At 53.0% G+C, this 25,371-nt stretch carries 24 protein-coding genes, 3 tRNA genes and 1 pseudogene; 10 read left to right on the top strand and 18 right to left on the bottom strand.

Translation table 11 applies throughout. The features are described from left to right. Nucleotides 1-3 precede the first annotated feature (3 nt). From SK33_RS14375 to SK33_RS14360, 4 genes are all read right to left on the bottom strand, one after another. Entirely contained in the window at nucleotides 4-903 is a 900-nt protein-coding gene (locus SK33_RS14375) for a LysR family transcriptional regulator (RefSeq protein WP_048219105.1), read from the bottom strand. Between the two features lie 314 nt (nucleotides 904-1,217). Then, nucleotides 1,218-2,156 carry an alpha/beta hydrolase gene (locus SK33_RS14370; RefSeq protein WP_048219104.1) on the bottom strand — a complete coding sequence of 313 codons (939 nt, stop codon included), beginning with the start codon at nucleotides 2,154-2,156 and terminating at the stop codon, nucleotides 1,218-1,220. 38 nt (nucleotides 2,157-2,194) lie between these two features. Then, nucleotides 2,195-2,950, bottom strand: coding sequence for an SDR family NAD(P)-dependent oxidoreductase (locus SK33_RS14365; RefSeq protein WP_048219103.1), 756 nt, complete (start codon nucleotides 2,948-2,950; stop codon nucleotides 2,195-2,197). Nucleotides 2,951-2,996: 46 nt separating this feature from the next. Next, nucleotides 2,997-3,905, bottom strand: a complete 909-nt coding sequence (locus SK33_RS14360) for an alpha/beta hydrolase (protein ID WP_048219102.1) — start codon at nucleotides 3,903-3,905, stop codon at nucleotides 2,997-2,999. A gap of 114 nt (nucleotides 3,906-4,019) precedes the next feature. Between SK33_RS14360 and SK33_RS14355 the strand changes: the two genes are divergently transcribed. Both SK33_RS14355 and SK33_RS26675 read left to right on the top strand, forming a co-directional pair. After that, nucleotides 4,020-4,913, top strand: coding sequence for a LysR family transcriptional regulator (locus tag SK33_RS14355; RefSeq protein ID WP_003036300.1), 894 nt, complete (start codon nucleotides 4,020-4,022; stop codon nucleotides 4,911-4,913). Nucleotides 4,914-4,934: 21 nt separating this feature from the next. Beyond that, on the top strand, nucleotides 4,935-5,150 hold the full coding sequence (locus SK33_RS26675; protein WP_048219101.1) for an AraC family transcriptional regulator N-terminal domain-containing protein: 216 nt from the start codon (nucleotides 4,935-4,937) through the stop codon (nucleotides 5,148-5,150). A 90-nt stretch (nucleotides 5,151-5,240) separates the two neighbouring features. Here SK33_RS26675 and fecE read toward each other — a convergent pair whose 3' ends face one another. From fecE to SK33_RS14310, 8 genes are all read right to left on the bottom strand, one after another. Continuing rightward, nucleotides 5,241-6,008 (bottom strand): Fe(3+) dicitrate ABC transporter ATP-binding protein FecE, encoded by a 768-nt coding sequence (fecE, locus tag SK33_RS14345; protein ID WP_003036301.1) that lies wholly within the window; start codon nucleotides 6,006-6,008, stop codon nucleotides 5,241-5,243. Further along, nucleotides 6,009-6,965, bottom strand: coding sequence for a Fe(3+) dicitrate ABC transporter permease subunit FecD (gene fecD, locus SK33_RS14340; RefSeq protein WP_032949015.1), 957 nt, complete (start codon nucleotides 6,963-6,965; stop codon nucleotides 6,009-6,011). Then, the gene (gene fecC, locus SK33_RS14335) at nucleotides 6,962-7,960 is read right to left on the bottom strand and encodes an iron-dicitrate ABC transporter permease FecC (RefSeq protein WP_048219100.1); all 999 of its coding nucleotides are present in this window, start codon (nucleotides 7,958-7,960) and stop codon (nucleotides 6,962-6,964) included. Before fecC ends, fecD begins: the two co-directional genes overlap by 4 nt. Next, nucleotides 7,957-8,859, bottom strand: a complete 903-nt coding sequence (locus SK33_RS14330; RefSeq protein ID WP_003836706.1) for a Fe(3+) dicitrate ABC transporter substrate-binding protein FecB — start codon at nucleotides 8,857-8,859, stop codon at nucleotides 7,957-7,959. Before SK33_RS14330 ends, fecC begins: the two co-directional genes overlap by 4 nt. 58 nt (nucleotides 8,860-8,917) lie before the next feature. Further along, nucleotides 8,918-11,242, bottom strand: coding sequence for a TonB-dependent Fe(3+) dicitrate receptor FecA (fecA, locus tag SK33_RS14325; RefSeq protein ID WP_048219099.1), 2,325 nt, complete (start codon nucleotides 11,240-11,242; stop codon nucleotides 8,918-8,920). Between the two features lie 86 nt (nucleotides 11,243-11,328). Then, nucleotides 11,329-12,282, bottom strand: a complete 954-nt coding sequence (gene fecR / locus SK33_RS14320; RefSeq protein ID WP_048219098.1) for a ferric citrate uptake sigma factor regulator FecR — start codon at nucleotides 12,280-12,282, stop codon at nucleotides 11,329-11,331. After that, on the bottom strand, nucleotides 12,279-12,800 hold the full coding sequence (fecI, locus tag SK33_RS14315) for a ferric citrate uptake sigma factor FecI (RefSeq protein WP_003036312.1): 522 nt from the start codon (nucleotides 12,798-12,800) through the stop codon (nucleotides 12,279-12,281). Before fecI ends, fecR begins: the two co-directional genes overlap by 4 nt. A gap of 218 nt (nucleotides 12,801-13,018) precedes the next feature. Beyond that, nucleotides 13,019-14,002 carry an alpha/beta hydrolase gene (locus tag SK33_RS14310; protein ID WP_048219097.1) on the bottom strand — a complete coding sequence of 328 codons (984 nt, stop codon included), beginning with the start codon at nucleotides 14,000-14,002 and terminating at the stop codon, nucleotides 13,019-13,021. A gap of 321 nt (nucleotides 14,003-14,323) precedes the next feature. Here SK33_RS14310 and SK33_RS14305 point away from each other — a divergent pair, with 321 nt between their 5' ends. Together SK33_RS14305 and SK33_RS14300 are read left to right on the top strand one after the other, a co-directional pair. Beyond that, nucleotides 14,324-15,523, top strand: coding sequence for a hypothetical protein (locus SK33_RS14305; protein WP_053065187.1), 1,200 nt, complete (start codon nucleotides 14,324-14,326; stop codon nucleotides 15,521-15,523). Between the two features lie 111 nt (nucleotides 15,524-15,634). Then, nucleotides 15,635-15,847: pseudogene (locus tag SK33_RS14300) on the top strand (type II toxin-antitoxin system PemK/MazF family toxin); the annotation flags it as partial. Nucleotides 15,848-15,919: 72 nt separating this feature from the next. Here the strand turns inward: SK33_RS14300 and SK33_RS14295 are convergent. Continuing rightward, nucleotides 15,920-15,995 (bottom strand) — tRNA-Asn (locus tag SK33_RS14295). A 326-nt stretch (nucleotides 15,996-16,321) separates the two neighbouring features. Here SK33_RS14295 and nac point away from each other — a divergent pair. Beyond that, on the top strand, nucleotides 16,322-17,239 hold the full coding sequence (gene nac / locus SK33_RS14290; RefSeq protein ID WP_048219096.1) for a nitrogen assimilation transcriptional regulator NAC: 918 nt from the start codon (nucleotides 16,322-16,324) through the stop codon (nucleotides 17,237-17,239). A 101-nt stretch (nucleotides 17,240-17,340) separates the two neighbouring features. Beyond that, a complete protein-coding gene (gene cbl, locus SK33_RS14285) occupies nucleotides 17,341-18,291 on the top strand; it encodes an HTH-type transcriptional regulator Cbl (RefSeq protein ID WP_048219095.1) in 951 nt (316 codons plus the stop codon). A 77-nt stretch (nucleotides 18,292-18,368) separates the two neighbouring features. Here cbl and tnpA read toward each other — a convergent pair whose 3' ends face one another. The 4 genes from tnpA to SK33_RS26760 form a co-directional block, all read right to left on the bottom strand. Beyond that, nucleotides 18,369-18,803 (bottom strand): IS200/IS605 family transposase, encoded by a 435-nt coding sequence (tnpA, locus tag SK33_RS14280; protein ID WP_041162689.1) that lies wholly within the window; start codon nucleotides 18,801-18,803, stop codon nucleotides 18,369-18,371. A gap of 258 nt (nucleotides 18,804-19,061) precedes the next feature. Further along, nucleotides 19,062-19,137: transfer RNA gene (locus SK33_RS14275), tRNA-Asn, on the bottom strand. Nucleotides 19,138-19,236: 99 nt separating this feature from the next. Continuing rightward, nucleotides 19,237-20,724 (bottom strand): EmmdR/YeeO family multidrug/toxin efflux MATE transporter, encoded by a 1,488-nt coding sequence (locus SK33_RS14270; protein ID WP_003846749.1) that lies wholly within the window; start codon nucleotides 20,722-20,724, stop codon nucleotides 19,237-19,239. A 46-nt stretch (nucleotides 20,725-20,770) separates the two neighbouring features. Next, nucleotides 20,771-20,878, bottom strand: coding sequence for a DUF5951 family protein (locus SK33_RS26760; RefSeq protein WP_219339467.1), 108 nt, complete (start codon nucleotides 20,876-20,878; stop codon nucleotides 20,771-20,773). A 6-nt stretch (nucleotides 20,879-20,884) separates the two neighbouring features. Between SK33_RS26760 and SK33_RS14265 the strand changes: the two genes are divergently transcribed. Beyond that, nucleotides 20,885-20,960, top strand: a tRNA-Asn gene (locus SK33_RS14265). A gap of 81 nt (nucleotides 20,961-21,041) precedes the next feature. Here the strand turns inward: SK33_RS14265 and paaZ are convergent. Further along, complete coding sequence (paaZ, locus tag SK33_RS14260; RefSeq protein ID WP_048219094.1) at nucleotides 21,042-23,087, bottom strand: phenylacetic acid degradation bifunctional protein PaaZ; 2,046 nt, start codon at nucleotides 23,085-23,087, stop codon at nucleotides 21,042-21,044. 285 nt (nucleotides 23,088-23,372) lie between these two features. On the opposite strand from paaZ, the gene paaA reads away from it, so the two are divergent. The 3 genes from paaA to paaC are packed head-to-tail and all read left to right on the top strand — an operon-like array spanning nucleotide 23,373 to nucleotide 25,364. Beyond that, nucleotides 23,373-24,302 carry a 1,2-phenylacetyl-CoA epoxidase subunit PaaA gene (gene paaA, locus SK33_RS14255; protein ID WP_048219093.1) on the top strand — a complete coding sequence of 310 codons (930 nt, stop codon included), beginning with the start codon at nucleotides 23,373-23,375 and terminating at the stop codon, nucleotides 24,300-24,302. Between the two features lie 11 nt (nucleotides 24,303-24,313). Next, nucleotides 24,314-24,601, top strand: a complete 288-nt coding sequence (gene paaB / locus SK33_RS14250) for a 1,2-phenylacetyl-CoA epoxidase subunit PaaB (protein ID WP_003030843.1) — start codon at nucleotides 24,314-24,316, stop codon at nucleotides 24,599-24,601. Between the two features lie 7 nt (nucleotides 24,602-24,608). Beyond that, on the top strand, nucleotides 24,609-25,364 hold the full coding sequence (paaC, locus tag SK33_RS14245; protein ID WP_048219092.1) for a 1,2-phenylacetyl-CoA epoxidase subunit PaaC: 756 nt from the start codon (nucleotides 24,609-24,611) through the stop codon (nucleotides 25,362-25,364). The last annotated feature ends 7 nt before the right edge of the window (nucleotides 25,365-25,371 follow it).

Here is a 25,371-nt window from a genome sequence, read left to right as displayed (position 1 = left end):
GGTCTACGTCCGGAGGTTCTTCAGATTATCAAAGAGATGGTCGTAGAGCTTCCGGATACGCAATGGTACAGGACCACTTTGTGGTCGGAACAAATATAATCCCCACGGTGAAGATGCAATGTCCTGCATCACAGGGATCAACTTCCCGCTGTCCATATACGGGTAAGCAAGAAAGCCCGGAAGATGTCCATACCCCAGCCCCTGAGCAACAGCTTCGCTATAGGCATCCAAATCGTCAGTCACAAAGCCTGGTGAGGCTGGCGTAAAGCTTCGCGAGTTTTCAAAGCCCCAAGGCCAGAACCGGTTGGTCTGATTATCCAGTAAAGCTATGACAGGCAAGGTATTCAAATGCTCCAGCGTTGTTGGTGCACCAACACGCTGTATCAGTTCAGGAGTACCAACCAAATAAAAGTTGAAATCCAGCACTTTACGAGCAACAAAACGATTATCTCGCAAGAAACCTGTTCTCAGACCGATATCAATCTGGCTGTCGATTACATCGGAATGCGTGTCCGTAAATACACAGCGAATAGTGACATCGGGATATTGCTGTCGAAATGAGAACAATGCTGGCATAACAAAACGTCGGCCTAATGAGGCCGGAAGTGTCAGGCTGATTTGCCCGGACATCAGGCTGTCATCTTCAGAAGCGGGAACACGTAGGAGGTTTTCCATTTCCTGAATGAGTTGTTTCGCTCTGATAGCAAAAAGCTCACCCTCGCGAGTGATTTTACTGTTGCGGGTTGTCCGATAGAAAAGGATCTCTCCGCGAGACGCTTCAAGTTCCTGAATTGCTCGTGTAACTGTCTGCGGGGATTTTCCCAGGGTAATTGCAGCTTGCTTGAAGCTGTCGCTCTCAGCTGCAACACAAAATATTTTTAACAGTTCTAATTCGTTAGCCATGGTAATCTGGATTCTGCTTTTCCAGCGGGAAAACTATTCTAAGGTATTTATGGGCTGTTATAGCAAAAAGTAAATCCTTCCTCCTTTCCTGACTGTAACTCACTTCAATGTGCTAACTTTGTCAGCTATTGGCACGAAGCTGACGTTTACTATGCTCTGCAGGATGGCTCGACACCTGGATTATTATTTCAGAGATCAGCGCTGACTTTTTTCTCGCTTCCAGGCAGCAAAATGAGGCCAATTTTTAACACCCGACCATGGCTTGCACGGCCGGGTAATGGCTAAGAATGCGCGTAAACAAAAGGTTATGCCACTTATGTGCCTAAATGTTTATTAAAGAATGGAATAATCTCCGACAGCGCTTGTGCCGTCGCTTCCGGACGATCATACAGATCATAGTGAGATACCCCTTTCACAACATGCAGCGTCTTCTCAACGGAGCGCGCGCGCTGATAAAGTTCATAACCGTCGCGATAAGAACCGAAACCGCCAGGAACATCGCCAATAACAATATGTAATGGCTGTGTCAGTAGCTTTTCCGTAAAGGCAAAAGCATCCCAGTTTAAGGCCGGTGCGGTGCTGGTAAGTCGCAGTTTGTTAGGCGAGCCTGGCTTTTGCCCGCGTGGGGTCGTGTAGTAATCAACTGCCTCAATGAGGTCGATATCGTTGATGTTCGCATTCGCCAACGCTTCTGCATTGTCAGGAATATAACCGACAACAAGAGCAGCGGCTCCCCGAGCTTCAGCAGTACGCTGTTTACCCAGCGCGTCAATCGTTCTGAGCGCGGCATCCGGACTGGAGTCCCCCTCACGCATAATGCGCCCATAATTGGCGGCAACCACAGTGGCAACGGCTTTGAAACGGTGATCAATGGTAGCGGCGCTAACGGCATATCCACCGCCGCCACAAACGCCTAAAACCCCAATACGATCTTCATCCACGTAGGCTAAAGTCACCAGATAGTCTATCGCGCAGCGAAAGTCTTCCACGCGGGTGGATGGATTTTCGCTAAAGCGTGGTTCACCCCCACTTTCACCCTGGGTAGAGGCATCGAAAGCAAGAGTAATAAATCCAGCTTCAGTCAGCTTCTGGCCGTAGACTGCGCCGGATGTCTGTTCTTTACAACTGCTGATAGGATGGGCGCAAACAATCGCCGGGTATTTCTGGTTGGCATCAAATCCCTCAGGTAAGCGGAGAGTGGCGGCAACTTGCCAGCTGTTGTGCCGGAATGAAACGACTTGTTCATGAGACATAGCAGGAGTTCCTCAAGTTAATGGCGACGTTCTGAGCATTAATGCGGGACGTTAATGTAAGGATAGACGGGTGACTTAAGCATCAACTGGCGGTCGGTATTGACGATGCCCACCGTACTGTCGCTGTCAAACAGTTGCCATGTGTAATCCGCCAGCTTTTCCGCGGTAATGAATGACTCCTCGGCAAACAATCCATCGCCACTGATGCCACCATTGTCTGAAGAATGAACAACGAATTCACTCTGTGTTGGACCTGGCGCGATCACCTTAGCCCGCATTTTTTTGCCCTGGTCACGCAGATTCTGCGCCAGTCCCTCGGTAAATGCGGCAACAAAGAACTTAGTCGCGCAATAGGTAACGGCGATATCAAAGAGTGAATAACCGCCGACGGATGACACGTTAATCAGCGTCGCCTCCCGATCGGCATAATCCCGTGTATACAGAAGGGAGAGCGTGGTCAGGGCCTTAACATTTAAATCCAGCATCCGGGTCGCTTTCGCTAAATCGATATCCCAGGGCATGGAGAAATCGCCAAACCCCGCATTATTGATAAGCATAACGAGATCGAAATCAGCCAACTGGCGATACAGGTGTTCTGCCTGGCCTTCCTGAGCCAGATCGCACGGTTTTGTGATGACCTGCACCGCATACCGGCTTTCAATATCCTGTTTAAGTTTCTGCAACTCGTCCTCGCGCCGGGCGGTGAGAATCAGGTTGTAGCCGCGAGAAGCGAACTTATAGCTAAGGGCTTTGCCGATGCCTGAACTGGCGCCGGTGATAAGGGTATATTTCATGATGTCGTTCTCTGGTCAGTGGTAGCCCGGTGGGCAAGGCGTGGGTCTACAGGTGTTCTGCGAAGAAAGAGACAAATTTGCCTGCCGCTTCCGACACATATTCAGGCTGGTCATACATGGCGATATGGGTAGCACCATTAACGATATGCAGGTTTTTATTCTGGCTTGCGGCTCGCTGATAAATCTCTTCCGTCATCCAGCGCGTTCCCGCCTCGCTGCCCGCAATTACCAGCATGGGCTGAGTCAAAAAAATATTGGCGAGGTTGAAGGCATCATAGGTAACCAGCTGAGCAAGGCTACGAGTGGTGAATCGACTGGGTGCGTTTCGGTGCATCGCTCGTGGCGTACGGTAATACTCATAAGCCTCAGCAAAATCCCTGTTTTGTGCCTCCTCTACGGAGCTTGGAGTGGTGGGCAGATAGCCAGTGGCTGCGCCTTTTGCCTCCGCAGTACGTTGTTCCGCAGCCATTTGCAGAAGTTCAAGGGATGATGCAGGCTGTTGATTGCCTTCCCATCCCTGGCGATACATGTCGCCATAGTTAACGGCGCTGACGGTGCCAAGTGCTTTAATTCGGCGATCCAGCATGGTGGCGTGAATGGCATAGCCGCCGCCAGCGCAGATGCCAACGACACCGATTCGCTGCTCATCGACGCAGTGCTGAGCCACCAGATAGTCTATAGCTGCGCTGATATCTTCCACCCGGTGATATGGGTTTTCAAGCTGACGAGGTTCTCCGCTGCTTTCACCCTGATAAGCGGCATCAAACGCCAGGGTAATGTAGCCATGACGCGCCAGTTCTTCAGCATACAGGCCTGACGTTTGTTCTTTGACGCCGCCGCTCGGGTGAACGACCACAATAGCTGGATAGCATGCGGATTCGTTAAAATTCTCGGGCAGGAACAGATTCCCCGCCATGGTGATTTCGGCATTGGTAAAGCGAATGGATTTAATCATTTTCTCCCCCCGGAGTCGACGTGTGTTGTGACGGTGAAATGATGATAGAACTGGACAGTTCATTTGATTAGCGTGGATAATTTGATGTCAGTTATTAGCGTGGCTTATTAATCAATGAAAGAGAATCTTAACGACCTGATCACCTTCCTGACGGTTGTTCAGGAGGGAAGCTTCACGCGGGCGGCAGTGAAATCAGGGACATCACAGTCGGCGGTGAGTCAGACTATCGGGAATCTTGAAGCGCGTCTGCAGCTAAAGTTACTTAATCGCACGACGCGGAGCCTGACTCTGACGGAGGCGGGAGAGCGTCTGGCACAGTTGATTGGCCCGGCTATCGAAGAAATTTCTACCGGTCTTGATCAGCTTGCTGACCTGCGGGATAAACCCGCGGGCAGAGTGCGTATATCTGCCGATGAATACGCTATCCAGCAGGTTCTGTGGCCAAAACTGGCACCGGTTTTGAAGGACTATCCTGATATTCACCTGGAACTGATCACTGATTATGGCCTGGTTGATATCGCCAAAGAGCGTTTTGATGCCGGCGTGCGGCGAGGTGGCTTGATAGCCCAGGATATGGTGGCCATTCCGATTAGCGCGGAACACCGTATGGTGGTCGTAGCCTCGCCTCAGTGTCTGCAGGAACAGGATTTCCCGACAACTCCCGCACAATTGCTGACGCTGCCGTGTATCAATTTACAGTTACCCACTCATGGTCAGAATTTGCCGTGGACGTTTTTAATTAACGGGCAAGAGCAAAAGTTGCGCGTTCAGGGGCAGGTTATCGTTAACGGCATCAATCAGGTTCATCAGGCCTGTCTTGACGGTTACGGGCTGGCTTATGTTCCGCAGGCATTAGTGCAGGATGATATCGCCTCTGGCCGACTGCTCACCGTTCTGGACGACTTCACTATCACTTTCCCGGGGTATTATCTGTATTACACCAGCCGGCTGAAATCCTCGGCTGCGTTTAATATCATTGTTGAAGCGCTGAGAATGCCCGCATTATAGCGACGTGTTATCACTCGTTAAATGCAAAAATTACCGAAGTTACGAGAACTTGCATTAGCCACGGATAATCAGCGTACCGAAACCTGCATTTCACGGGTTGCTATGGTGCCGAGAGTAATCCCTGAACACCGCCTGTCTGCAGTTTATGAACCGATGATTAACATGGTTTTGACTGGTCCTAAACGCATGATGATTGATGACAGAACGCTGCAATATTATTCAGCTCAGAACAGTTGAAATGTTACCTGGGCAGGGTGAAGTCATCACAGCGCAAGTGATATGAAAGGCGACCTGTTGAGACCATGGTACCATTACAGCTTGTGTCATTTACCTCACTACACACATCGGCCTACCAGATACTGGCTCGGGGTGTATTTCCGTATCCACGTTGAATACGGTTCTCAGCAATCCAGGGTTCATCACCGCTTCTGGTGTGCCTTGCGCCATAATATGTCCGTTCGCCATTACCACCAGATGATCGCAGTACCGGCTGGCCTGATTAAGGTCGTGCAGCACTGCGACCACCGTTTTCCCCTGAGCCCGGAGTTCGCCCATCAACCGCATTAGTTCCACCTGGTGATTGATATCGAGATAGGTGGTTGGCTCATCGAGTAGTATGACGGGTGTATTCTGGGCCAGGACCATCGCCAGAAAGGCGCGCTGGCGCTGACCGCCGGAAAGATCGGTTAACCGTCGGTCGGCAAGATGTTGGATCCGAGTCTGGTGCATAGCATCTTGGACCCGCGCATTGTCTTCAACGGAGAGGCGCCCCCAGAGTGACAACCACGGGTTGCGACCGTACGAAACAAGCTCCTGGACGGTGATCCCCTCTGGCGTTAAATGGTGCTGGGGCAGCAGCGCCAGCCTGCGGGCTAGCTGGCGTGATGAGAGCGTGTTGATGGCATTATCGCCGAGAAATACGCCGCCGGATTGCGGCGCTAACAGCCGTGAAAAACAGTTTAGCAACGTCGATTTCCCGCAGCCGTTAGGGCCGAGCAGGGCGGTTGTCTTCCCCGCTGGTAGGGCGAGTGAAACGCCATCAAGGATCTTGTTTGTACCGTAACAGACCGTCAGATTTTCAGTTCGTAATGTCATTTATCGCATTCTCACAAGCAGCCAGACAAACCACGGTGCACCGATAATGGCGGTCAGTACGCCAGCCGGAAGCTCCAGCGGGGGATGAGTAATTCGCGCCAGCAGGTCGGCAACCACCAGCAGCAACGCACCTGTCATGGCCGATATGGGCAGCAGCCAGCGGTGACGCCCACCGGTAATACTGCGCACCATATGCGGCACCACAAGACCAATAAAACTAATTGGGCCGCAGACGGCCACGCCGGTAGATGTCATGGCGACGGCCAGTAGCAAAGCCAGGAGCCGGATACGCGGCACCGACACACCGAGCGTGGTGGCGCGCGCATCGCCCAGTGCCAGAAGGTCGAGATCGCGGCAAAAACCCAGGCTCAGCGGCAGAAACAACATCAGCAGCGGGACGGCAATCTTCACAAAGCTCCAGTCACGGCCCCATAAGCTGCCGGTTAGCCACAGCAGAGCGCTGTTCACATCCTGCGGGCGCGAAAGCATCAGCCAGTCCGTCAGGCTGGCCCAGCAGGCAGACAGCGCGATACCCGTGAGTGCCAGCTTCATCGGCTGGCTGGTGTTCGCCAGCATTCTCAGCAGTATCAGGCCCACCATGCCACCGGCAAAGGCCAGCAGCGGCAGAGCAATCACCGGCAGTGACGGTACGAGAAGCAGTGCGCCCACAGAGGCAAGGCTGGCGGCATGGTTTACGCCGAGAATATCCGGCGACGCCAGAGGGTTACGAACGATCCCTTGTACCAGAACGCCTGCCACCGCGAGGGCTGCACCGACAAACAACGCCAGCAGCAGTCGCGGCAGGCGGTACGCCGTTAACACGTAATGATACTCACGCCCGGCCTGCCAGTCGGTCAGCAGGGCGCGCCAGGGAACGGCGATCACCCCCATTTGTAGAGACAGCAGCGAAAATCCTGCCAGTGCGAGGGCGATAAAAATGACTAACACAATTTTCAACCACGCCTCCTGACCAGCCAGACAAAGCAGGGCGCACCAATCAGAGCCACCACGGCCCCCGCGGGTAATTCGCCAGGGAAGGCCAGCGCGCGGGCCAGAACATCCGCCACTAGCATCAGCGTGGCGCCCATCAGTATGCTCATCGGCAGGACCTTGCGCTGGTCGAATCCTACCCAGAAGCGAGCCAGATGCGGCATCAACAGACCGATAAACGCCACCGGGCCGGCCACGCTGACGCAGGTACCGACCAGAAGCAGCACCAGAATGTTGATGATCAAACGCAGCTTCGGCAGATTCACCCCCAGCGTACGGGCGGTGCTGTCGCTGACGTTAAGCAGGTTCAGTTGATTGGCCAGCAGCAACACCACCGGTATAGCAACTGCCACCACCGGGAAAAGCTGCCAGAACTCCTGCCAGCGTACGTGGGATACGCCTCCCGCGAGCCAGTAAAAAATGCCGTAGGCGTGATCTTCCGTCAGCAGCAGGGTGATGCGGGTCAGGGCCATGCAAAACGCCGAGAACGCGATACCCGCGAGGATCAGTTTGTTTCTGTCCTGGGTATGGCGAAATCCGCCGCCTGCGGTCATCACCAGCAGCCAGCTTACGCCGCCGCCACAGGCGGCGATAAAGGCGATGGAGTAACCCGCGACGGGCACGGGGCTGAGCGCGCTGGTCAGTGCCATCGCCAGCGCCGCGCCGCTGTTAATACCGAGCAGCGAAGGAGATGCCATTGAATTATGCGTCAAAGTCTGCAGCAGCGTTCCCGCGAGAGCCAGGCTTGCGCCGATCAGAATGGCGACCAGGCTTCGCGGCAGACGTAGGTTTTGCACCAGCGCTTGCGCAAGCGTGGGCGTATGGCCCGGCAGCAGAGCGTGAATGGCGTCAACGCCAGAAACAGGAATGGCCGAGTAGCAAAACAGACTCAGCCAGAAGAGAGTGATAAGCGCAGCAAGGGGAAGACCCCACTGCAGCGCTGGATGTCTGAGAACTGTCATTTCACATCGGATAAAGGCTGGTGATGGAAGATTTTTACCGTGTCGCTGGCAATACGTTCGGCCGCAAAAATGCCGCGCATCCGCGCCCAGGCGTTACTGTCGACCGACGCCGTCTGCTGTTTTTGCGCAGCCGTTAACATCTGCCACAGCGGGTCCTGCTGCCAGCGTTTGACGATGCTCTCTTCGCGATAATGTGCGACCAGCAGCCATGCAGGATTGAGCGCCAGCAGCTGTTCCAGGCCGATGGACGGCATAGACGCACCAGCCATCGCCGCAGGTACCTTCAGCCCCAGAGAGGTCAGGACGCCCCCGGTCCAGGTCCCCTGCGTATGAAGGTTAAACTGCTGCTCCCGGGACGTACCAAATAACACCAGCGTGCCTTTTGGCAACTGGCTGGCCCACGCTGACATCTGTTGTTGGTGTTGCACCAGACGTGATTGCATCTGTGCCTTTTTTCCCACGACTTCGCCGATGATGGCCGCAGATTGTAGATTTTCAGCGTAGGTTTCATTGCGGGACTTAAGCAGCAGCACCGGTGCAATTTGTTGTAAGGCGCTGAAAATACCCGCATGACGGCTGCTGTCGGCAATGATCAGATCCGGTTTCAGCGCGCTGATGGCTTCTAAACTCGGCTGCGCACGCGTGCCGACAGACTGCCAGGGTTTAAGATGGGCGCGAACTTCGGGAAGAATGCGCGTGGCATCGTTATCGTCGGCAATGCCGACCGGACTGACATCGACGGCAGCCAGCGCGTCCGCGAACGACAGCTCCAGTACCACTATCCGCTGTGGCGTTTTATCAAGCGTAAAGGTGCCATGTTCGTCCTGAACCGTGGCGGCAAAAGCGTGGCTGGTGACCAGCAGCAGAGCGGCGAAAAGTGTGCGGATAAATGTGAACATCGGTGCTCCTGAAAGCCGGGTGGCGCTGCGCTTACCCGGCCAACGAAATCGGTGTGAATTAGAACTTCAACGACCCCTGCATATACAGCGTGCGCGGCTGGCCTGCGTAGATGCCTTTGTTGTTGTCGTCATAAGAGCGGGTGAAGTACGCCTGGTCGAAGATATTCTTCACGCCGAACGCCAGGTTCAGGTCTGCCATTTGCGGACCAAAATCATAAGCTACGCGTGCGCCCCAGAGCATAAAGCCCGGGATGCGACCAGTACTGCCGTCGGCGCTCTCTTTCACGGTGTTGGCGTTATCCGCAAACTGGCTGGACTGGAAATCGCTATTCAGGTTGAACGTCCAGCTACCCGGTTTATAGTCCACGCCCAATGTGCCTTTGTGTTTCGGCGAGAACGGCACCTGGTTGCCGTAGGTGTCGCCTTTCTCGCGGATCTCGGCGTTCACATACGCATAGCTTGCGTAGACCGAAACGTTGTCGAGCGTTGGCGTCAGCGTGCCGAGGTCATAGCGGGCCTGGGTTTCCAGCCCGGTATGGCGCGTTTTACCCCGTGCGGTTACGGTGTCGTTGGTCTGGTTGGAGTCGTACTGATTATTAAAGTTAATCAGGAACAGCCCCATTTCCGCTGTCAGCGCGCCATCGTCGTATCGGGTTCCGAGCTCCCAGGTTCGCGCTTTTTCCGGTTCCACATTGCCGCTTTGCACAGCCTTGCCAATTTGGCTGTACTGTACGGTGCCGAATGAGCCTTCAGTGTTTGCATAAAGATTCCAGCTATCAGTCAGGTGATAAAGCACGTTTAGCGCCGGAAGTGGGGCGTTGTAGCTCACTTCTTCATGTGTGCCTTTGATGGCGTTGTTCTGGTATGACTCGATATGTTCAAAGCGCATACCCGGTGTGATAGTCCAGTTGCCAATGTCGATTTTGTCATCCAGATACCAGGCGTGCGCTTCGGTGCCGGAACGGGTGTCGCGATCGTATGGGCTAGCGCTGGACGGGAGTTGTCCGCTGCTGGTGGCGGTGTAGTAACGCATTTCATGCGTCGACTCGCTCACATAGCGGTATCCCACGCCCACTTCGTGCGCGGAAGGACCCACCATAAAGCTCTGACTGTAGCGCGGTTCAATGCCGCGTACCCAGTAGTTACGCGGTGACAGGGTGAGGCGTTTGCCCTGTTCCAGGTAGCCGCTACGTAGGGTTTCAGTGTAGAAGCCCTGAATATTGAATTTATGCTGGCTGTCCGGCTGGAACTGATAGCCGAGGCTTGCCAGCTTGCGGCGCCCCCAGAAGCGATCGTAAGGGCGCGTGGACTGCCAGCGGTCGGCGTTGTAATCCGCGCGCGACAGGCCGCCGGGCATGTCGGCTTCACCGTCGTAGTATTGCAGCAGGCTGTTGAAAGTATGCACGTCGTTCGGCGCATATTTGCTTTTCAGCATCAGATCGTCGATGCGCGTCGCGCTGTGCTCGCGCCAGTCGCTGCCGCGCGTGCCGGAGTAAAGCAGGGCGGTACCAAAACCGTTATCCGCCGTGCCGCCCACCATCAGGTTGTGCGTCTCTTTGGGATTATTTTGTGAGGACGTTGGGCTGAGCTGGCCTTCCATGCCGGCTTCGATCCCGAAGTCTTGCGGAATGGCGCGGGTGACAAAGTTCACCACGCCGCCCACGCTCTGCGGCCCGTAACGTACAGCACCGCCGCCGCGCACCACATCGATGGCGTCCATATTTCCGAGCGAAACAGGTGCCAGGGAAAGCTGCGGCTGGCCGTAAGGGGCAAACGGCACCGGAATACCGTCCATCAGTACCGTTGAACGGCTGGCCAGGCGCGGGTTCAGGCCGCGAATACCAAAGTTCATCGCCAGATCGTGGCTACCGGTACCGTTGTTTTCTGGGGCGGTAACGCCAGGAATGCGGTTCAGCACCTCGCGCATGGTCGTCGCGCCGGTTTTGGCGAAATCTTCACGGCGGATAACGTCACGCGCGCCGGCATGTTCGAATACGTCGTTTTCGCGCGCATCGCCCAGCCAGTCGCCCACAACCGTGAGCGCATCTTCCTGCGGCGCAGGAACGTGTTCGAGCGTCCAGCTGTTATTCCCTAACGGCTTCACCTGCAGGCCACTGCCCAGGAGCAGCTGCTGCAAACCACTCTCAACATCGTAGTCACCGTGAAGACCGTTACTCTGTTTGCCGCGCGTCAGGCTGGCATCAACAGACAGGGTAATTCCGCTGCGTGCGGCATATTGGTTTAGCGCTTTATCGAGTGAGCCTGGTGCAATATCAATCTGCGCTGCGAAAGCGGATAACGAGAGCCCAGCCAGCGGCAGCAGGCTCAGGCGAACGGCGTTAACCAAAGGTGTTGTTTTGCGAAAAACGCGTAAAGGCGTCATACCTTCTCCATCATCATTTTTGTTGTGTTCAGCTATGAGTCGAATGAGAAGGGGAAAAAGGACAATGAAAATGAGAATTATTTTTCTTACAGTGCCAAAATATTGACCCAGTATCGCGTAATAGTCTGAATTTTCACTGGAAGAGTCTTGGCAATAATATCCAGAATCGCATCGGTATTTTTCAGCGGAAAAGTGCCACTCAGGCGTAACCCGGCCACAGCCGGATCGCAGCGCAGCACGCCGTTACGATAACGGCTCAGCGTGGCAATCACTTCACCCAAAGGTTTATCGCTGAAGCTCAGAATGCCCTGCGTCCAGGCGGCGCTTTCATCATCCGCAGAGGTAATTGCACCAAATTCAGACGCGCTAAACTGCAGGCTCTCGCCAGCGCTGACGATGCGTTTTTCCTGCGGACGGTTTGCGAGTAAAACTTCAACAGCGTGTTGTTGAACGACAACGCGTGTGACGTTGTCCTGCTGGTAGACGGTAAATTTTGTGCCTAATGCGGTGAGCTGGCCCTGGCGGGTCACAACGCGAAAAGGTCTCTGCTGCGCGTCTTTTGCAGTGGTAATAGCAATTTCGCCGTACCAGAGATGGACAGCGCGTTGACGTGTATCAAAACGAACGTCCGCGGCGCTTTGTGTGTTGAGCGTCAGCAGCGAGCCATCTTCCAGCCGCTGATGACTGACAGCGCCTTTGGCGGTGCGGTAATCCGCGCGCAGACCTTCACCGGCATCAGATTGCCAGAGCTGCCAGCCGCCGCCCACGCCGAGCAGCAGCAGTAGCCCTTTCATGACATGACGACGGGTAAGACGCGTATCGTGCAGCGCCCGGCTGGCGATATCGCCCGGAACGCTGCTGAGCTGGCTGCGCAGGTTTTCAACCTGTTGCCAGGCCCACTGATGATCTTTGTCCTCTTCATACCATTGTTGCCAGCGTGCTTCCTGCTGTGGGCTGACACGCTCGCCGCTCAATACGGCATACCAGTGTGATGCCGAGCGCAAAGCCTGACGGCGAGAATCGGTGATAGAAGCGTTCACAGACCGTGCTCCAGACGAAACAGCAGACAATGTTCGATAGCCTTTGCCATATATTTTTTCACTGAACTGACCGAAACACCGAGCTTTAGCGCTATTTCGCTGTAGGTCAGACCATCCAACTGCGAAAGGAGAAACGCTTCGCGTGTTTTTCCGCTCAGCCCGTCAAGCATGCTGTCGATGAGTTGCAGGGTTTCGAGCTGACTCTCGCGTTCCTCGGGCGAAGGCGCGAGCGCCTCCGGCATCAGCGCCAGCATCTCCAGATAGGCTTTTTCCAGCGCGTTTCGACGAAACAGGTCGACCATTACCCGTTTGGCGAGAGTGCACAGGAAGGAGCGCGGATCGCGGATCGTCGAGAGCGACCCGCTGCCCATTACCCGTAGAAAAGTGTCCTGGGCAATGTCATCTGCATCAAAGGCGGACTGGAGTTTGCGCGTCAGCCAGCTTTTCAGCCAGCCGTGATGTGCGCCATAAAGCGACTCGAGCGTAAAGGAAGCAGTGGTAGTGGCGTGGTCAGACATGCGGAATGTATCAAAAGTTAATTATCACGCGATTATAGTAATATGAGAATGGTTATCATTACAATTGGAAATATAATTGTATTACGTTGAACGTATTAACGCATTGTTTTTTATAAAAATCTTATGATGTGGATATTAGACGGGAAAAGGAGTCTGCTTTTGGCATGTGATGGTTGGAATGACATCTGACCATGCCTGCTGTGAGCGTGGAGCAGCTGTTACTTTTCGGGAAAAGGTGAGTTGCGGATCAGGAAATGCTCAATCGAGTCGATTAAACCGGGAGCTAAGGGGAGCGCGGGTTCAGCGTATGTTGCGATATTCGCTTTGCGATCGTCCGAAGTCACCTCTTTCATAACATGGTTCATATTGGGCAGTACAACCAGGGACGCTTGAGGATTCGCGGCCTTAAGCAGTCTTGCATCCGTTTCTTCCACCTGGAGGTCGCGTTGCCCTTGTAGCACTAACACGGGTTTGGAGATACTCGAAATGAGATGACCCGGATTATATGAAAACGCATTGATCAAAAACCCCTGAACCGCAGGATTAAAGAGACTTTGTAGTGCTGGGTGCATATTCGTAATATCGACTCGCCGCCGATTCTCCAGGGCATCAATTATCGGCAGTGCCTGCTTTAATAGCATTTCGTTTTCCGGATTAGCGTTAAGTTGCCCCCTCAACACCTCGCCCATCGGTCTCCCGGGCGTTGCGATAAGAACCACGCCGCACACATCCTCTTCTTGAGCCGAGGCAAGTGCGACTACGCCCCCTTCGCTGTGTCCTAAAACCCAAATACAGGGAGTGTGCATGTGACGTCTAAGCACGTCTACCCAGGATCGAACGTCGTCAACATAGTCAGCAATCGTCACCGCGTTGGCATCCTCTACGGCCATTGCGCTAGCGAACATTCCACGTTTGTCGATACGAAGCGTCGCAAAGCCTTTAGCCGCCAGGCCTTCAGCAAGAAGTCGGTAAGGCGATGCATTCACTCCAAGCGGGTTGTTTCCATCCCGATCGGTCGGCCCGGAGCCAGGAACGATAAGAACAACGGCTGTTGGTTTTGAATTCGGGGTGAGTAACGTGCCTTTTAAAGGCCCTTTTGGTCCAGCGGCATCCAGGACAGTTTCGGAAAAGGTCACTGGTACTGCCGCCAGACTCACAAATGGGCAGGCGCCCAAAAGGGCAATTGAGGCGGCAATATTCATCGGAGATGTTCCTGTAAAATTCAGCGTACCCGTCAATTTATATTATAAATATGGCCTGCTCTCCATTGATTAATACATCAGCGGCGATAGAAAAGTCCGCTGTGAGCGAGGAGCGGAAGTTCGCATCAACACCTAGAACACTAATCGTGCTATAAACTGATCTACCTTGGGTTCATAATCGAGTCTAAACTGCGTCTCATTATGAAGTAAGTGCATTGTTTATACAGAAAATCATATACTTAATATGTACACGGTGATATTAGTCTTCTTATCGATTCTACCTTAGAGGTTATTCAACCATCCGGGATACAGGTGAACATCATGTCAGATTTAGCAAAACGGGAGGAAAACGGTAAAAAAGGTGAATCCCTAACGCAGTCTATTTTATTATCGAGATTTTGGGTTCTGCTGCGTTCTACAGATGTTGACGGTGCTGACTTTCTTGTACAGCGTCGTTCAAACAGCTTAGAGGCATTGCGGCAGCGCGCCCACGGAATCGATATTTTCGGTATTATTCAATCGAAATACTTTGAAAATTCAAATCGCGTTAAAGTTCAGAAGGCTTATGTGCTTGATGATGGGATTCCTCGTAAGGATTTTTTCTGCATGTTGCACTCTCACGATGAGGAAGAGGAACCATTTCATTATTTTTTCTCAGCTGACGATATTATCAAAGAATTTAATTTATCAGCCTGTAAAGAATTCTACTGGTTTGCTCTAACATCAAATCGTCAATATGAAAATTATAAAAATAAAAAACAAAAGTTCATTCTTGATAAAATTGAATTGGGTATTTTTCAGACAGAGCGTGACGCTAACAAAAAATTCATAAAAAATAAACTCACTGCATATGCAAGACCTACTATGCATTTCCAAGATAAGCCCGATTTTGAATACTCGCTACAAATATTTGATGGTGTCCATATTGTGATTACACAAGATATGACAGGTGGCTCACGACGTTTACTTGAACCAAGAAGAGATCTGTTTGAAAACCAGGATGATTACTATTGGGGGGATGATGATACTGGCTGCCATTTCCTTGCAGTATCAATGCTGGCGCATCATTTGGATGGCGCATCCCCGAGCGATTCTGCAGTCAGAAAATTGCGTGAACACTTACAATCTCTGGATGCAGAATGTTCTTATGTGATCAATAGCCAAACCCTTCAGGAGTTTATCAATAACCCTTTATCTGCATCTAATAGATTACTGGCTCTCGAAGACGAGCTTCCTATTAATCGTGAAGGTCAGGATATTGCATTTTTTGAAGTTGTCCATGTTCTGGGAACGGAACTGAAAATAAAATGTTGCGACGGTATTGAATCAGTTCTGGATGTGAAGGGGTGTGATTACATGAAGGATACCATTGATGCAGTGAATATTTTCATGAGAGATATTGAAAGTTCAGGTGAATCAACTAAAAGAATGATAGCGATCATGCAGGATGTTGAGCGAGATTCTAGAACTAAAAAAGTACTCAAAATTCATTATGTTTACATGATTCGTATAGTGGACTGAGATGCTAACTTGCTTTCCCTGCGTTAAACCACAACGTCCGCTCTTGGCACAGATCGGACGTACTGGGTGAGTTTAAAGTCTGCTGTGAGCGAGAATCGGACACCTCAATTTGTTGCTGTTCCTGTCACAGGTGACGGAAACTTTGCTCGTGCTGCTGGTTTTAGCGTTTAACTGGATGATGCGGGCACTAAAACGACGGGGGTTATTCGCCGTGACCAGCCCAGAATTATTGATATGGAAGCCCGTAACGGCAAGCGCCAGGAACAAATACCTGCGGCTATTAAGAATGAAGTGTTGGCCAGACTGGAGGCCATTCTGAGCTGAAGCTTTAGATGCGGAAGGCAAACGCATAAAAGCAAAAAGCCTGCTTAGTTTCCTAAGCAGGCTTCTTAAATATGGCTCCTCTGACTGGACTCGAACCAGTGACATACGGATTAACAGTCCGCCGTTCTACCGACTGAACTACAGAGGAATCGTTTGAACGAGGCGCATATTAGCGAGGGTGGTGAGGCTTGTCAAAGGGGTAAATACATTTGTGTGTTCGTTTGCTGACAAAATCAGCAAAGCGGCGATCTTTCCGTCTTTTTATGCTTTTGCCCCATTCTGGTGCGCGTCTACCTCTTCCAGGGCAGCCTGAATGAGATATTTAGGTGTGCAGAATGATCTTCCTTCGCTTTTACTCCTGACTTTGTGCGGCTTTAACCATAAAACACCGTTTTAGACGAAAGTGGCAAGTATCTTGCAATCCTGAATTCAATGACTGCCAGCACGGGTTCTGGTATTCCGACAGGAGGCAAAATGAACTTTAGACGACTGAAATATTTCGTGAAAATCGTCGATATTGGTAGCCTGACCCAGGCAGCGGAAGTATTGCACATTGCGCAACCCGCGCTGAGCCAGCAGGTCGCTACGCTGGAAGGTGAGCTTGATCAGCAATTGCTGATTCGTACCAAGCGTGGCGTCACGCCGACGGAAGCAGGAAAAGTGTTATATACCCACGCCCGGACGATTTTACGTCAGTGTGAACAGGCGCAACTTGCGGTTAATAACGTGGGACAGACCTTGACAGGCCAGGCCTCTATCGGCCTAGCGCCGGGGACAGCAGCGTCATCCATTACCATGCCGTTATTACAGACGCTACGTGCCGAACTGCCCGATGTGCAGGTTTATCTGCATGAAAATAGTGGGGCAGTGCTGAATGACAAGCTGCTCAGCGGGCAATTAGATATGGCAGTGCTCTATGAGCGTTCACCCGTGGCGGGCATCAGCAGTCAACCGTTGCTTAAAGAGGATCTGTATCTGGTCGGCACGCGTGAGTGCCCGGGGCAAAGCGTCGATTTAGCCGCGGTGGCGCAGATGAATTTGTTCTTGCCACGGGATTACAGCGCGGTTCGCCTGCGCGTGGATGAAGCTTTTTCGCTACGTCGCTTAACGGCTAAAGTGATTGGCGAAATTGAATCTATCTCCACCCTGACGGCCGCCATTGCCAGTGGTATGGGCGTCACAGTGTTGCCCGAGTCGGCCGCCCGTTCATTATGCAATGCAGCGAACGGCTGGATGGCGCGCATCACAACCCCATCGATGAATCTGCCATTATCGTTGAACGTATCAGCCAGAGGGAGCTTGTCGCCCCAGGCGCAGGCAGTGAAGGAGATCCTGTTGTCGCTGGTTAGCCGTCCGGCGCTGGAAAATCGCGAATTGCAACTGGTCAGCTAAACCTTATTCCCACGAGGAATAAGATGCAGGTTTTTATTATTTGTTATGCCGGGCATCAGACTTTAACAATAGCGTAATGTCTGATGTGCTCGGAGTGAAACGTGAATTTCCAGCAGCTCAAAATAATCCGCGAGGCGGCCCGTCAGGATTACAACCTGACGGAGGTCGCGAATATACTGTACACCTCGCAGTCGGGCGTCAGCCGACACATTCGTGAACTTGAAGATGAACTTGGCATCGAAATTTTTATCCGTCGCGGTAAACGCCTGTTGGGCATGACTGAACCGGGTAAAGCCTTGCTGAGCATTGCCGAGCGTATTCTGAATGAGGCCAGCAATGTTCGTCGACTGGCGGATCTGTTTACCAATGACACGTCCGGCGTTCTGACGATTGCCACCACGCATACCCAGGCACGCTATAGCTTGCCTGCGGTGATAAAAGCCTTTCGTGAGCTGTTCCCTGAGGTGCGTCTGGAACTTATTCAGGGCACACCACAGGAGATTGATGTCCTGCTACAAAATGGCGGGGCAGATATCGGAATTGCCAGTGAGCGGCTGAGCAGCGATCCATTGTTGGTGGCTTTTCCCTGGTTTCGTTGGCACCACAGCCTGCTTGTTCCTCAGGACCATCCATTAGTGAAGGCTTCTCCGCTAACGCTGGAGTCCATCGCTCACTGGCCGTTAATTACCTATCGTCAGGGGATTACAGGGCGTTCCCGCATCGATGAGGCGTTTGCTCGCAAGGGGCTGATACCTGATATTATTCTCAGTGCCCAGGACTCGGATGTGATTAAAACTTACGTGTCACTGGGATTGGGGATTGGGCTGGTGGCAGAGCAATCCAGCGGCGAGCAGGAAGAGGGGACGTTAACCCGTCTGGATACCCGGCATTTGTTTGATGCAAATACCGTTTGGCTAGGGCTTAAACGCGGACAGCTGCAGCGCAACTACGTCTGGCGATTCATCGAGCTATGCAACGCAGGGTTATCCGTCGATGAAATTAAGCGTCAGGCGATGGAGCCAGATGAAGCGGTGATTGATTATCAGATTTAACAGTAAAAGACCACCTTCTTAGAAGGTGGCTTTTGAAAATGCCCCCTGTAAGGGGGGCTACTTTCACCTTTCGCTTACTACTCTAGCAATTCCATCTGTTGTTCATGTGTTTGTTCCGTTTTCTCCTGATGCCGCACATATCTTCTGATAATTTCCTCGTTCACTCCTACCGTATCTACAAAGTAACCACGCGACCAAAAATGGTTTCCCCAGAGCTTCTTCCTGATGTGTGGAAAACGATTGTAGAGCCTGATGGCACTGCGACCTTTCAAATGGCCCATTAGCGTTGATATTGAGATTTTAGGTGGGACGATGACGACTAGATGTACATGATCTGGCTGGACATTTAACTCCAGAACTTCACAATCCTTGATTCCGCAGAGAATGTAGATTGTCCTGTAAAGCTCCTTGCCCAGCTTGTCTTTGAGGATCCTGAATCGATATTTTGGTGTCCAGACTATGTGGTATTTGCAACGCCAATATACATGTGATGAACTCCTGTAAAGCCCCATGTTGGTTTGTCTCCTTTTACTTGTGGTGAGTAAGCAGAGATATTCCGGCATGGGCATTCTTCAGGCTATAGCCTTACAGGATCAATCACCACCTCCCTAGGAGGTGGTTTAGGGGTGACAATAAAAGCCCGTGAGAAACGGGCTTCTATCGTCGCCAGTATGGAAAAGCCTGGGTGTGAAGTGAAGCGCTCTACCTGGCTAATGGGATCGCAGAAAAGCAAAAAGCCTGCTTAGTTTCCTGAGCAGGCTTCTTAAATATGGCTCCTCTGACTGGACTCGAACCAGTGACATACGGATTAACAGTCCGCCGTTCTACCGACTGAACTACAGAGGAATCGTTTGAACGAGGCGAATATTAGCGATGCCGCTCAGCGTTGTCAAAGCCTGAATGGATAAATGCGATCGTTTGCTGAAATATTCCTCATTTCGCCGATTATTCAGACGCAACCGGTTGTTTTATGCACTTTTCGCGTTCGGGGCGTGGGTATTTCCACAACCAGCGGCCTGTGACCATACGCCAGTAAAATAACGCGGCGCGCACGGCCCAGTCGAAGAACATACCTAACCAAACGCCGACAACTCCCCATCCTAATACGATACCCAGAGTGTAGCCCGCGACTACGCGGCAGCCCCACATGCCCAGCATCGATACCCACATAGCAAAACGTGCATCTCGCGCACCTTTAAAGCCCGCTGGTAACACCCAGGAGGCTGCCCATATCGGCATAAATGCTGCGTTGAGCCAAATCAGGATGACTATGACCTCTTTTACATCCTGATCGTGGGTATAAAATGAGGCCATCACCCCGGCGAAAGGTGCGGTTAGCCAGGCAATTGCCGTTAGCCCAATCGTCGACAGCCAGAACACATGCCGTAGCTGGATTTCAGCCTGGGCAATCTGGCCATTTCCCAGACGCCTGCCGGTAATGATTGTCGACGCGGAACCTAAAGCATTCCCCGGTAAATTGATAAGCGCGGCGATAGAAAATGCAATAAAGTTCCCGGCGATAACGCTGGTTCCCATGCCTGAAACAAACATCTGCGTCAAAAGTTTACCGCCATTGAACAGCACTGACTCGATACTTGCCGGAATGCCGATCCCCATGACCTCCCATATAATGGCGAGATTGAGTGGCTTAAAATAGCTTTTGAAGGGAATTCGCAGCGCGGGGTTAAAACCAATCATCAGTACCCAGATGATTGCAATCGCCCCGATGTAGCGCGAAATGGTCAGTCCCAGGCCTGCTCCCACAAATCCCAGACCTTGCCAGGAAAAGATTCCGTAAATCAGGATGCTACTGATGATGATATTCAGGATGTTCATACCGCCGTTAATCAACAACGGTATTTTAGTATTTCCGGCTCCACGTAGTGCGCCACTGCCGATCAGCGCAATGGCTGCCGCCGGGTAGCTGAGCACCGTCAGCTCCAGATAGGTAAGTGCCAAAGCTTTAACGTCTGGCGTTGCTTCACCTGCAACAACGTCAATAATCTGTTGACCAAAATAGTGAATGACCGCTGCCAGCACGGTAGCAAAAATTGTCATGATCACCAGCGATTGTCTGGCTGCGGCTCTGGCCCGTCGACGATCTCGTTTCCCGAGGCTAAATGCTACAACTACGGTGGTACCCAGATCGATGGCGGCGAAAAATGCCATGATGACCATATTAAAACTGTCGGCGAGTCCGACACCGGCCATTGCTTCTTTTCCCAACCAACTTACCAGGAAGGTACTCAGAACACCCATCAATAGCACACAGGTGTTTTCCAGGAAAATGGGGACAGCCAGCGGAGTGATTTCGCGCCAAAAGAGAACCTTATAACTCTTGCGTTTGGCATACCAGGGCGTGCGGGAAGCGACCTGGCGTAAGGCAGCGGAGACGTTCAAAGTGGACCTTAACGAAGAAAGTTGAAACCTCATTTCAAATGATGAGGGAGAATCAAAAAAGCTGCAAAGTTTTTTCTATTTAAAATGTCTGTAAATGCAACAAACTGTCGAGAGAAGCATCAATTGATTCGCATTCGAAGAAATGAGGTTTGACAAAAATTTTTTCGCCGCTAAGATAAGCCTCCACAACGATTCCTCTGTAGTTCAGTCGGTAGAACGGCGGACTGTTAATCCGTATGTCACTGGTTCGAGTCCAGTCAGAGGAGCCATATTTAAGAAGCCTGCTCAGGAAACTAAGCAGGCTTTTGCTTTTTGTTTCAAGTCTGGTCGCGCGAAGCGACACCGGGTTCTTAAGCCGGGAAATCCCCATGCTGACGCGCAACCAACGTCAGAATGGAATACAGCGCCACCGCCTGCTGGTGCTGATTGAAAATCTCCACCGCCCATTCCACCACGCCAGTCGCTTTTTCTTCGGCATTGCGCTGAAGTTTCACCGTTTTGCGTTTGCAGGTTAAACGCACCTGGATAGTGTCGCCCGGCTTAACCGGCTCGATAAAGCGCAGATTTTCCATACCGTAGTTGGCGATAACCGGGCCAACGCCCGCGTCTACAAATAGACCGGCAGCGGCGGAAATCAGGAAATAGCCGTGCACCACGCGTTCGCCGAAAATAGACTCGGCCGCTGCAATTTTGTCCATATGAGCGTAGAAGTGATCGCCGCTCAAACAGGCAAAATTGACGATATCCGCTTCAGTCAGCGTGCGGCGCGGAGTCAGCAGGCTATCGCCCGGTTGGATCTCTTCGAAATATTTGCGGAACGGGTGAATGCGATCTTCCGTGACCTGCGCGCCGCGTACCCACTGCTGGCTAACGGCGGCCAGCATGGTTGGACTGCCCTGAATGGCAGTGCGTTGCATGTAGTGTTTCACCGCACGCAGACCGCCCAGCTCTTCACCGCCGCCTGCACGTCCAGGCCCACCGTGGACCAGCTGTGGCAGTGGAGAGCCGTGGCCGGTCGATTCCGCCGAGGATTCTTCGTTCAGCACCTGAATACGCCCGTGGGCGCGGGCTGCACCGAGGATAAACTCTCGCGCCAGTTCGCCGCTCGCCGTCACCAGCGTTCCTGCCAGACTGCCTTCACCAGCGCGCGCCAGCGTCATGGCATGCTCGGTATTCTGATACGGCATCAGCGTGGCGACCGGACCAAAGGCTTCAATTGCATGTACCGCGGTAATTTCATCCGGCTGCGGACAAAACAGCAGCGTTGGCGGGAAGAAAGCTCCAGCGGTGCTCAGATCTGCCTTTCCGCCCAGCAGCACCTCACATCCGGCTTCAACCAGACGATTCACATTATCCTGCACGTCCTGACGCTGATCGTTATTCACCAGCGACCCCATCTTCACGCCTTCCTGCGCCGGATCGCCCACTACCACCTTTTGCAGGCGGGCAATCAGCGCTTCACTGACGGCTTTCACCTGCGCCTGCGGCACGATAATGCGGCGGATAGCGGTACATTTCTGCCCGGCTTTGGTGGTCATTTCGCGCACCACTTCGCGAATAAACAGCGCAAACTCCGGCTGCTCCGGGGTGATATCGTCGCCCAGTACGCAGCAGTTCAGCGAATCCGCTTCCATGGTGAAGGGCACAGATTTCTCCACCAGATTCGGATGCACGCGCAATTGCTGTCCGGTATGCGCAGAGCCGGTAAAGGTCACTACGTCCTGGCTATCCAGATTATCCAGCAGATCGCCCGCGCCGCCGCAGATCAGACTTATTGCGCCGTCCGGCACCAGTCCGCTGTCGACAATGGCTTTGACCATCGCCTGCGTCAGCTGCGCGGTAGCGGTCGCCGGTTTAACGATCGCGGGCATGCCGGCAAGCCAGGTCGGCGCCAGCTTTTCTAACATCCCCCAGCAGGGGAAGTTAAAGGCGTTGATATGTACCGCAACGCCGGATTTGGAGGTCAGCACGTGGCGTGCGGCAAAACCGCCCTGTTTGGACAACGGAATCAGCTCATCTTCCGGCCACAGCACATCATCCGGCAGCTCACGCCCGCCGAGGCTGGCATAGGTGAAAAGCGTGCCGATGCCGCCTTCGATATCGACCCAGCTGTCACCGCGTGTTGCTCCGGTTTGCGCGGATATGGCATAGAAATCGGCTTTCAGTTCCATTAAATGCTTCGCCACCGCTTTTAGCATCGCGCTGCGCTGAATAAAGCTCATTGCCTGTAACGCTTTGCCGCCGTGCTCGATGGCGAAGCGGCGCGCCTGCGCCATATCCAGTCCTTCGCTTGTCACTTCCCAAAGCGGTTCGCCGCTGATGGCGTGGTGGATAGTACGGGTGCGGCCCCGGCCGGTCTGCCAGGCGCCGGATAAATAGCTGGCTAACTGCTGCATCGTTAATCTCCAGATGTGTTCCGTAATTTCTCTTTAAATACTTATTTTGTGAATCATAAAATGCAAGCGTGATTTTAATAATTTATTAACAATGCGATCGCGAACACTTTATCTAAATTGATTATGATTCTGTTTTTACTCAATAAACTAAAAGGCTTTGCGTAGCGTGTCACAAAATCCACAAACAAAATTTGTGGTTTTATTTAACCAGGATGTAACTTTTACAAAACAAAATGATTCATAAAAATTGGTTTGTTTAAATTATCGGAATCATAAGGTGATGACGTGACAGAAGAACAACGCTTTGACCAGCGCATCGCGCAGGAAACGGCCATCGAGCCGCAGGACTGGATGCCGGACGCATACCGTAAGACGCTGATCCGCCAGATTGGCCAGCATGCGCACTCGGAAATCGTCGGCATGCTGCCAGAAGGCAACTGGATAACCCGCGCACCCACGCTGCGGCGTAAGGCCATTCTGCTGGCAAAAGTACAGGACGAGGCCGGACACGGCCTGTACCTCTACAGCGCGGCTGAAACACTGGGCTGCGCGCGTGAAGACATCTACCAGAAGATGCTCGACGGCCAGATGAAATACTCCTCCATCTTCAACTACCCAACCCTGAGCTGGGCGGATATCGGCGTGATCGGCTGGCTGGTCGATGGCGCGGCGATCGTCAACCAGGTGGCACTGTGTCGTACCTCCTACGGCCCGTATGCCAGGGCGATGGTCAAAATCTGCAAAGAAGAAAGCTTCCACCAGCGTCAGGGCTTTGAAGCCTGTATGGCGCTGGCGGCGGGCAGCGAAGAACAGCGGCAGATGCTCCAGGATGCGATCAACCGTTTCTGGTGGCCCGCGCTGATGATGTTCGGGCCGAGCGACGACAACTCGCCGAACAGCGCCCGCAGTATGGCGTGGAAAATCAAACTGCATTCCAACGACGAACTGCGCCAGCGCTTTGTGGATAACACCGTTCCGCAGGTTGAAATTCTCGGCATGACCGTACCGGATGCCGATCTGCGCTACGACGAAGAAACCGGTCACTACCGTTTCGGCGAGATCGACTGGCAGGAATTGAATGAGGTCATCAACGGTCGTGGTGTCTGCAATCACGAACGTTTGGGCGCCAAGCGTAAGGCCTGGGAAGAGGGGGCATGGGTGCGCGAAGCCGCGCTGGCTCATGCCGAAAAACAACGCGCTCGCGATGCCGCCTGAGGAGAAAAAAGATGAGCAAAACATACTGGCCGTTATACGAAGTGTTTGTCCGCAGCAAGCAGGGTCTGTCGCATCGTCACGTGGGCAGCCTGCACGCCGCCGATGACCAGATGGCGCTGGAGAACGCCCGCGATGCGTACACCCGCCGCAGCGAAGGCTGCTCTATTTGGGTCGTGAAGGCGAGTGAAATTGTTGCCTCGCAGCCGGAGGATCGCGGTGAATTCTTCGACCCGGCAGAAAGCAAAGTCTACCGCCACCCGACGTTCTACACCGTGCCGGACGGCATGGAACATATGTGAGGCAACAATGACGACTCTCAATCCCGTTGCAACCTATGCCCTGCGTCTGGGCGATAACGGCCTGATCCTGGCACAGCGTTTAGGCGCATGGTGCGGCCACGCACCGGAGCTGGAAATCGACCTGGCGCTGGCCAATATCGGTCTCGATCTGTTGGGACAGGCGCGCAATTTTCTCAGCTACGCCGCCGAACTGAACGGTAACGGCGACGAAGACACGCTGGCCTTCGGCCGCGATGAACGCCTGTTCAGCAATCTGCTGCTGGTTGAACAGCCGAACGGCAACTTTGCCGACACCATTGCCCGCCAGTTCTTTATCGACGTCTGGCACGTGGCGCTGTTCAGCCGTCTGGTCTATAGCCGCGACGCGCAGCTCGCCGCCATTGCGGCCAAAGGGTTGAAAGAGGTGCGTTATCACCTGCGCTTTAGTCGCGGCTGGCTGGAGCGCCTGGGCAACGGTACCGACTACTCCGCGCAACTGATGCAGCAGGCGGTCAACAGCCTGTGGCGTTTCACCGGTGAGCTGTTTATGGCCGACGAGCTGGATATCAGCCTGAGCGAGCAGGGCATTGCCGTTGACCCGCGCGAATTAGCGGCCGAATGGCAAACGACGGTGCACACCGCGCTGCTCGACGCCGGCCTGCAGATCCCTGAAGAAGCGGCGTTCCGCAGCGGCGGCAAGCAGGGGCTACACAGCGAACATCTCGGCCCGATGCTGGCAGAGATGCAGTATTTACAGCGGTCGTATCCCGGCCAGCAGTGGTAGCAGGAGG

Origin of the sequence: Citrobacter sp. MGH103 (genome assembly GCF_001034475.2) — a bacterium.
In the GTDB taxonomy this organism is placed as follows: Bacteria; Pseudomonadota; Gammaproteobacteria; order Enterobacterales; family Enterobacteriaceae; genus Citrobacter; species Citrobacter freundii.
This window is presented reverse-complemented; position numbering and strand designations above follow the sequence as displayed.

Excerpts from the sequence above, each read along its gene's own strand:
- SK33_RS14375 (WP_048219105.1), bottom strand. The coding sequence starts at position 903 with ATGGCTAACGAATTAGAACTGTTAAAAATATTTTGTGTTGCAGCTGAG.
- SK33_RS14370 (WP_048219104.1), bottom strand. The coding sequence starts at position 2,156 with ATGTCTCATGAACAAGTCGTTTCATTCCGGCACAACAGCTGGCAAGTT.
- SK33_RS14365 (WP_048219103.1), bottom strand. The coding sequence starts at position 2,950 with ATGAAATATACCCTTATCACCGGCGCCAGTTCAGGCATCGGCAAAGCC.
- SK33_RS14360 (WP_048219102.1), bottom strand. The coding sequence starts at position 3,905 with ATGATTAAATCCATTCGCTTTACCAATGCCGAAATCACCATGGCGGGG.
- SK33_RS14355 (WP_003036300.1), top strand. The coding sequence starts at position 4,020 with ATGAAAGAGAATCTTAACGACCTGATCACCTTCCTGACGGTTGTTCAG.
- SK33_RS26675 (WP_048219101.1), top strand. The coding sequence starts at position 4,935 with ATGCAAAAATTACCGAAGTTACGAGAACTTGCATTAGCCACGGATAAT.
- fecE (WP_003036301.1), bottom strand. The coding sequence starts at position 6,008 with ATGACATTACGAACTGAAAATCTGACGGTCTGTTACGGTACAAACAAG.
- fecC (WP_048219100.1), bottom strand. The coding sequence starts at position 7,960 with ATGACAGTTCTCAGACATCCAGCGCTGCAGTGGGGTCTTCCCCTTGCT.
- SK33_RS14330 (WP_003836706.1), bottom strand. The coding sequence starts at position 8,859 with ATGTTCACATTTATCCGCACACTTTTCGCCGCTCTGCTGCTGGTCACC.
- fecA (WP_048219099.1), bottom strand. The coding sequence starts at position 11,242 with ATGACGCCTTTACGCGTTTTTCGCAAAACAACACCTTTGGTTAACGCC.
- fecI (WP_003036312.1), bottom strand. The coding sequence starts at position 12,800 with ATGTCTGACCACGCCACTACCACTGCTTCCTTTACGCTCGAGTCGCTT.
- SK33_RS14310 (WP_048219097.1), bottom strand. The coding sequence starts at position 14,002 with ATGAATATTGCCGCCTCAATTGCCCTTTTGGGCGCCTGCCCATTTGTG.
- SK33_RS14305 (WP_053065187.1), top strand. The coding sequence starts at position 14,324 with ATGTCAGATTTAGCAAAACGGGAGGAAAACGGTAAAAAAGGTGAATCC.
- nac (WP_048219096.1), top strand. The coding sequence starts at position 16,322 with ATGAACTTTAGACGACTGAAATATTTCGTGAAAATCGTCGATATTGGT.
- tnpA (WP_041162689.1), bottom strand. The coding sequence starts at position 18,803 with ATGGGGCTTTACAGGAGTTCATCACATGTATATTGGCGTTGCAAATAC.
- SK33_RS14270 (WP_003846749.1), bottom strand. The coding sequence starts at position 20,724 with ATGAGGTTTCAACTTTCTTCGTTAAGGTCCACTTTGAACGTCTCCGCT.
- paaZ (WP_048219094.1), bottom strand. The coding sequence starts at position 23,087 with ATGCAGCAGTTAGCCAGCTATTTATCCGGCGCCTGGCAGACCGGCCGG.
- paaB (WP_003030843.1), top strand. The coding sequence starts at position 24,314 with ATGAGCAAAACATACTGGCCGTTATACGAAGTGTTTGTCCGCAGCAAG.
- paaC (WP_048219092.1), top strand. The coding sequence starts at position 24,609 with ATGACGACTCTCAATCCCGTTGCAACCTATGCCCTGCGTCTGGGCGAT.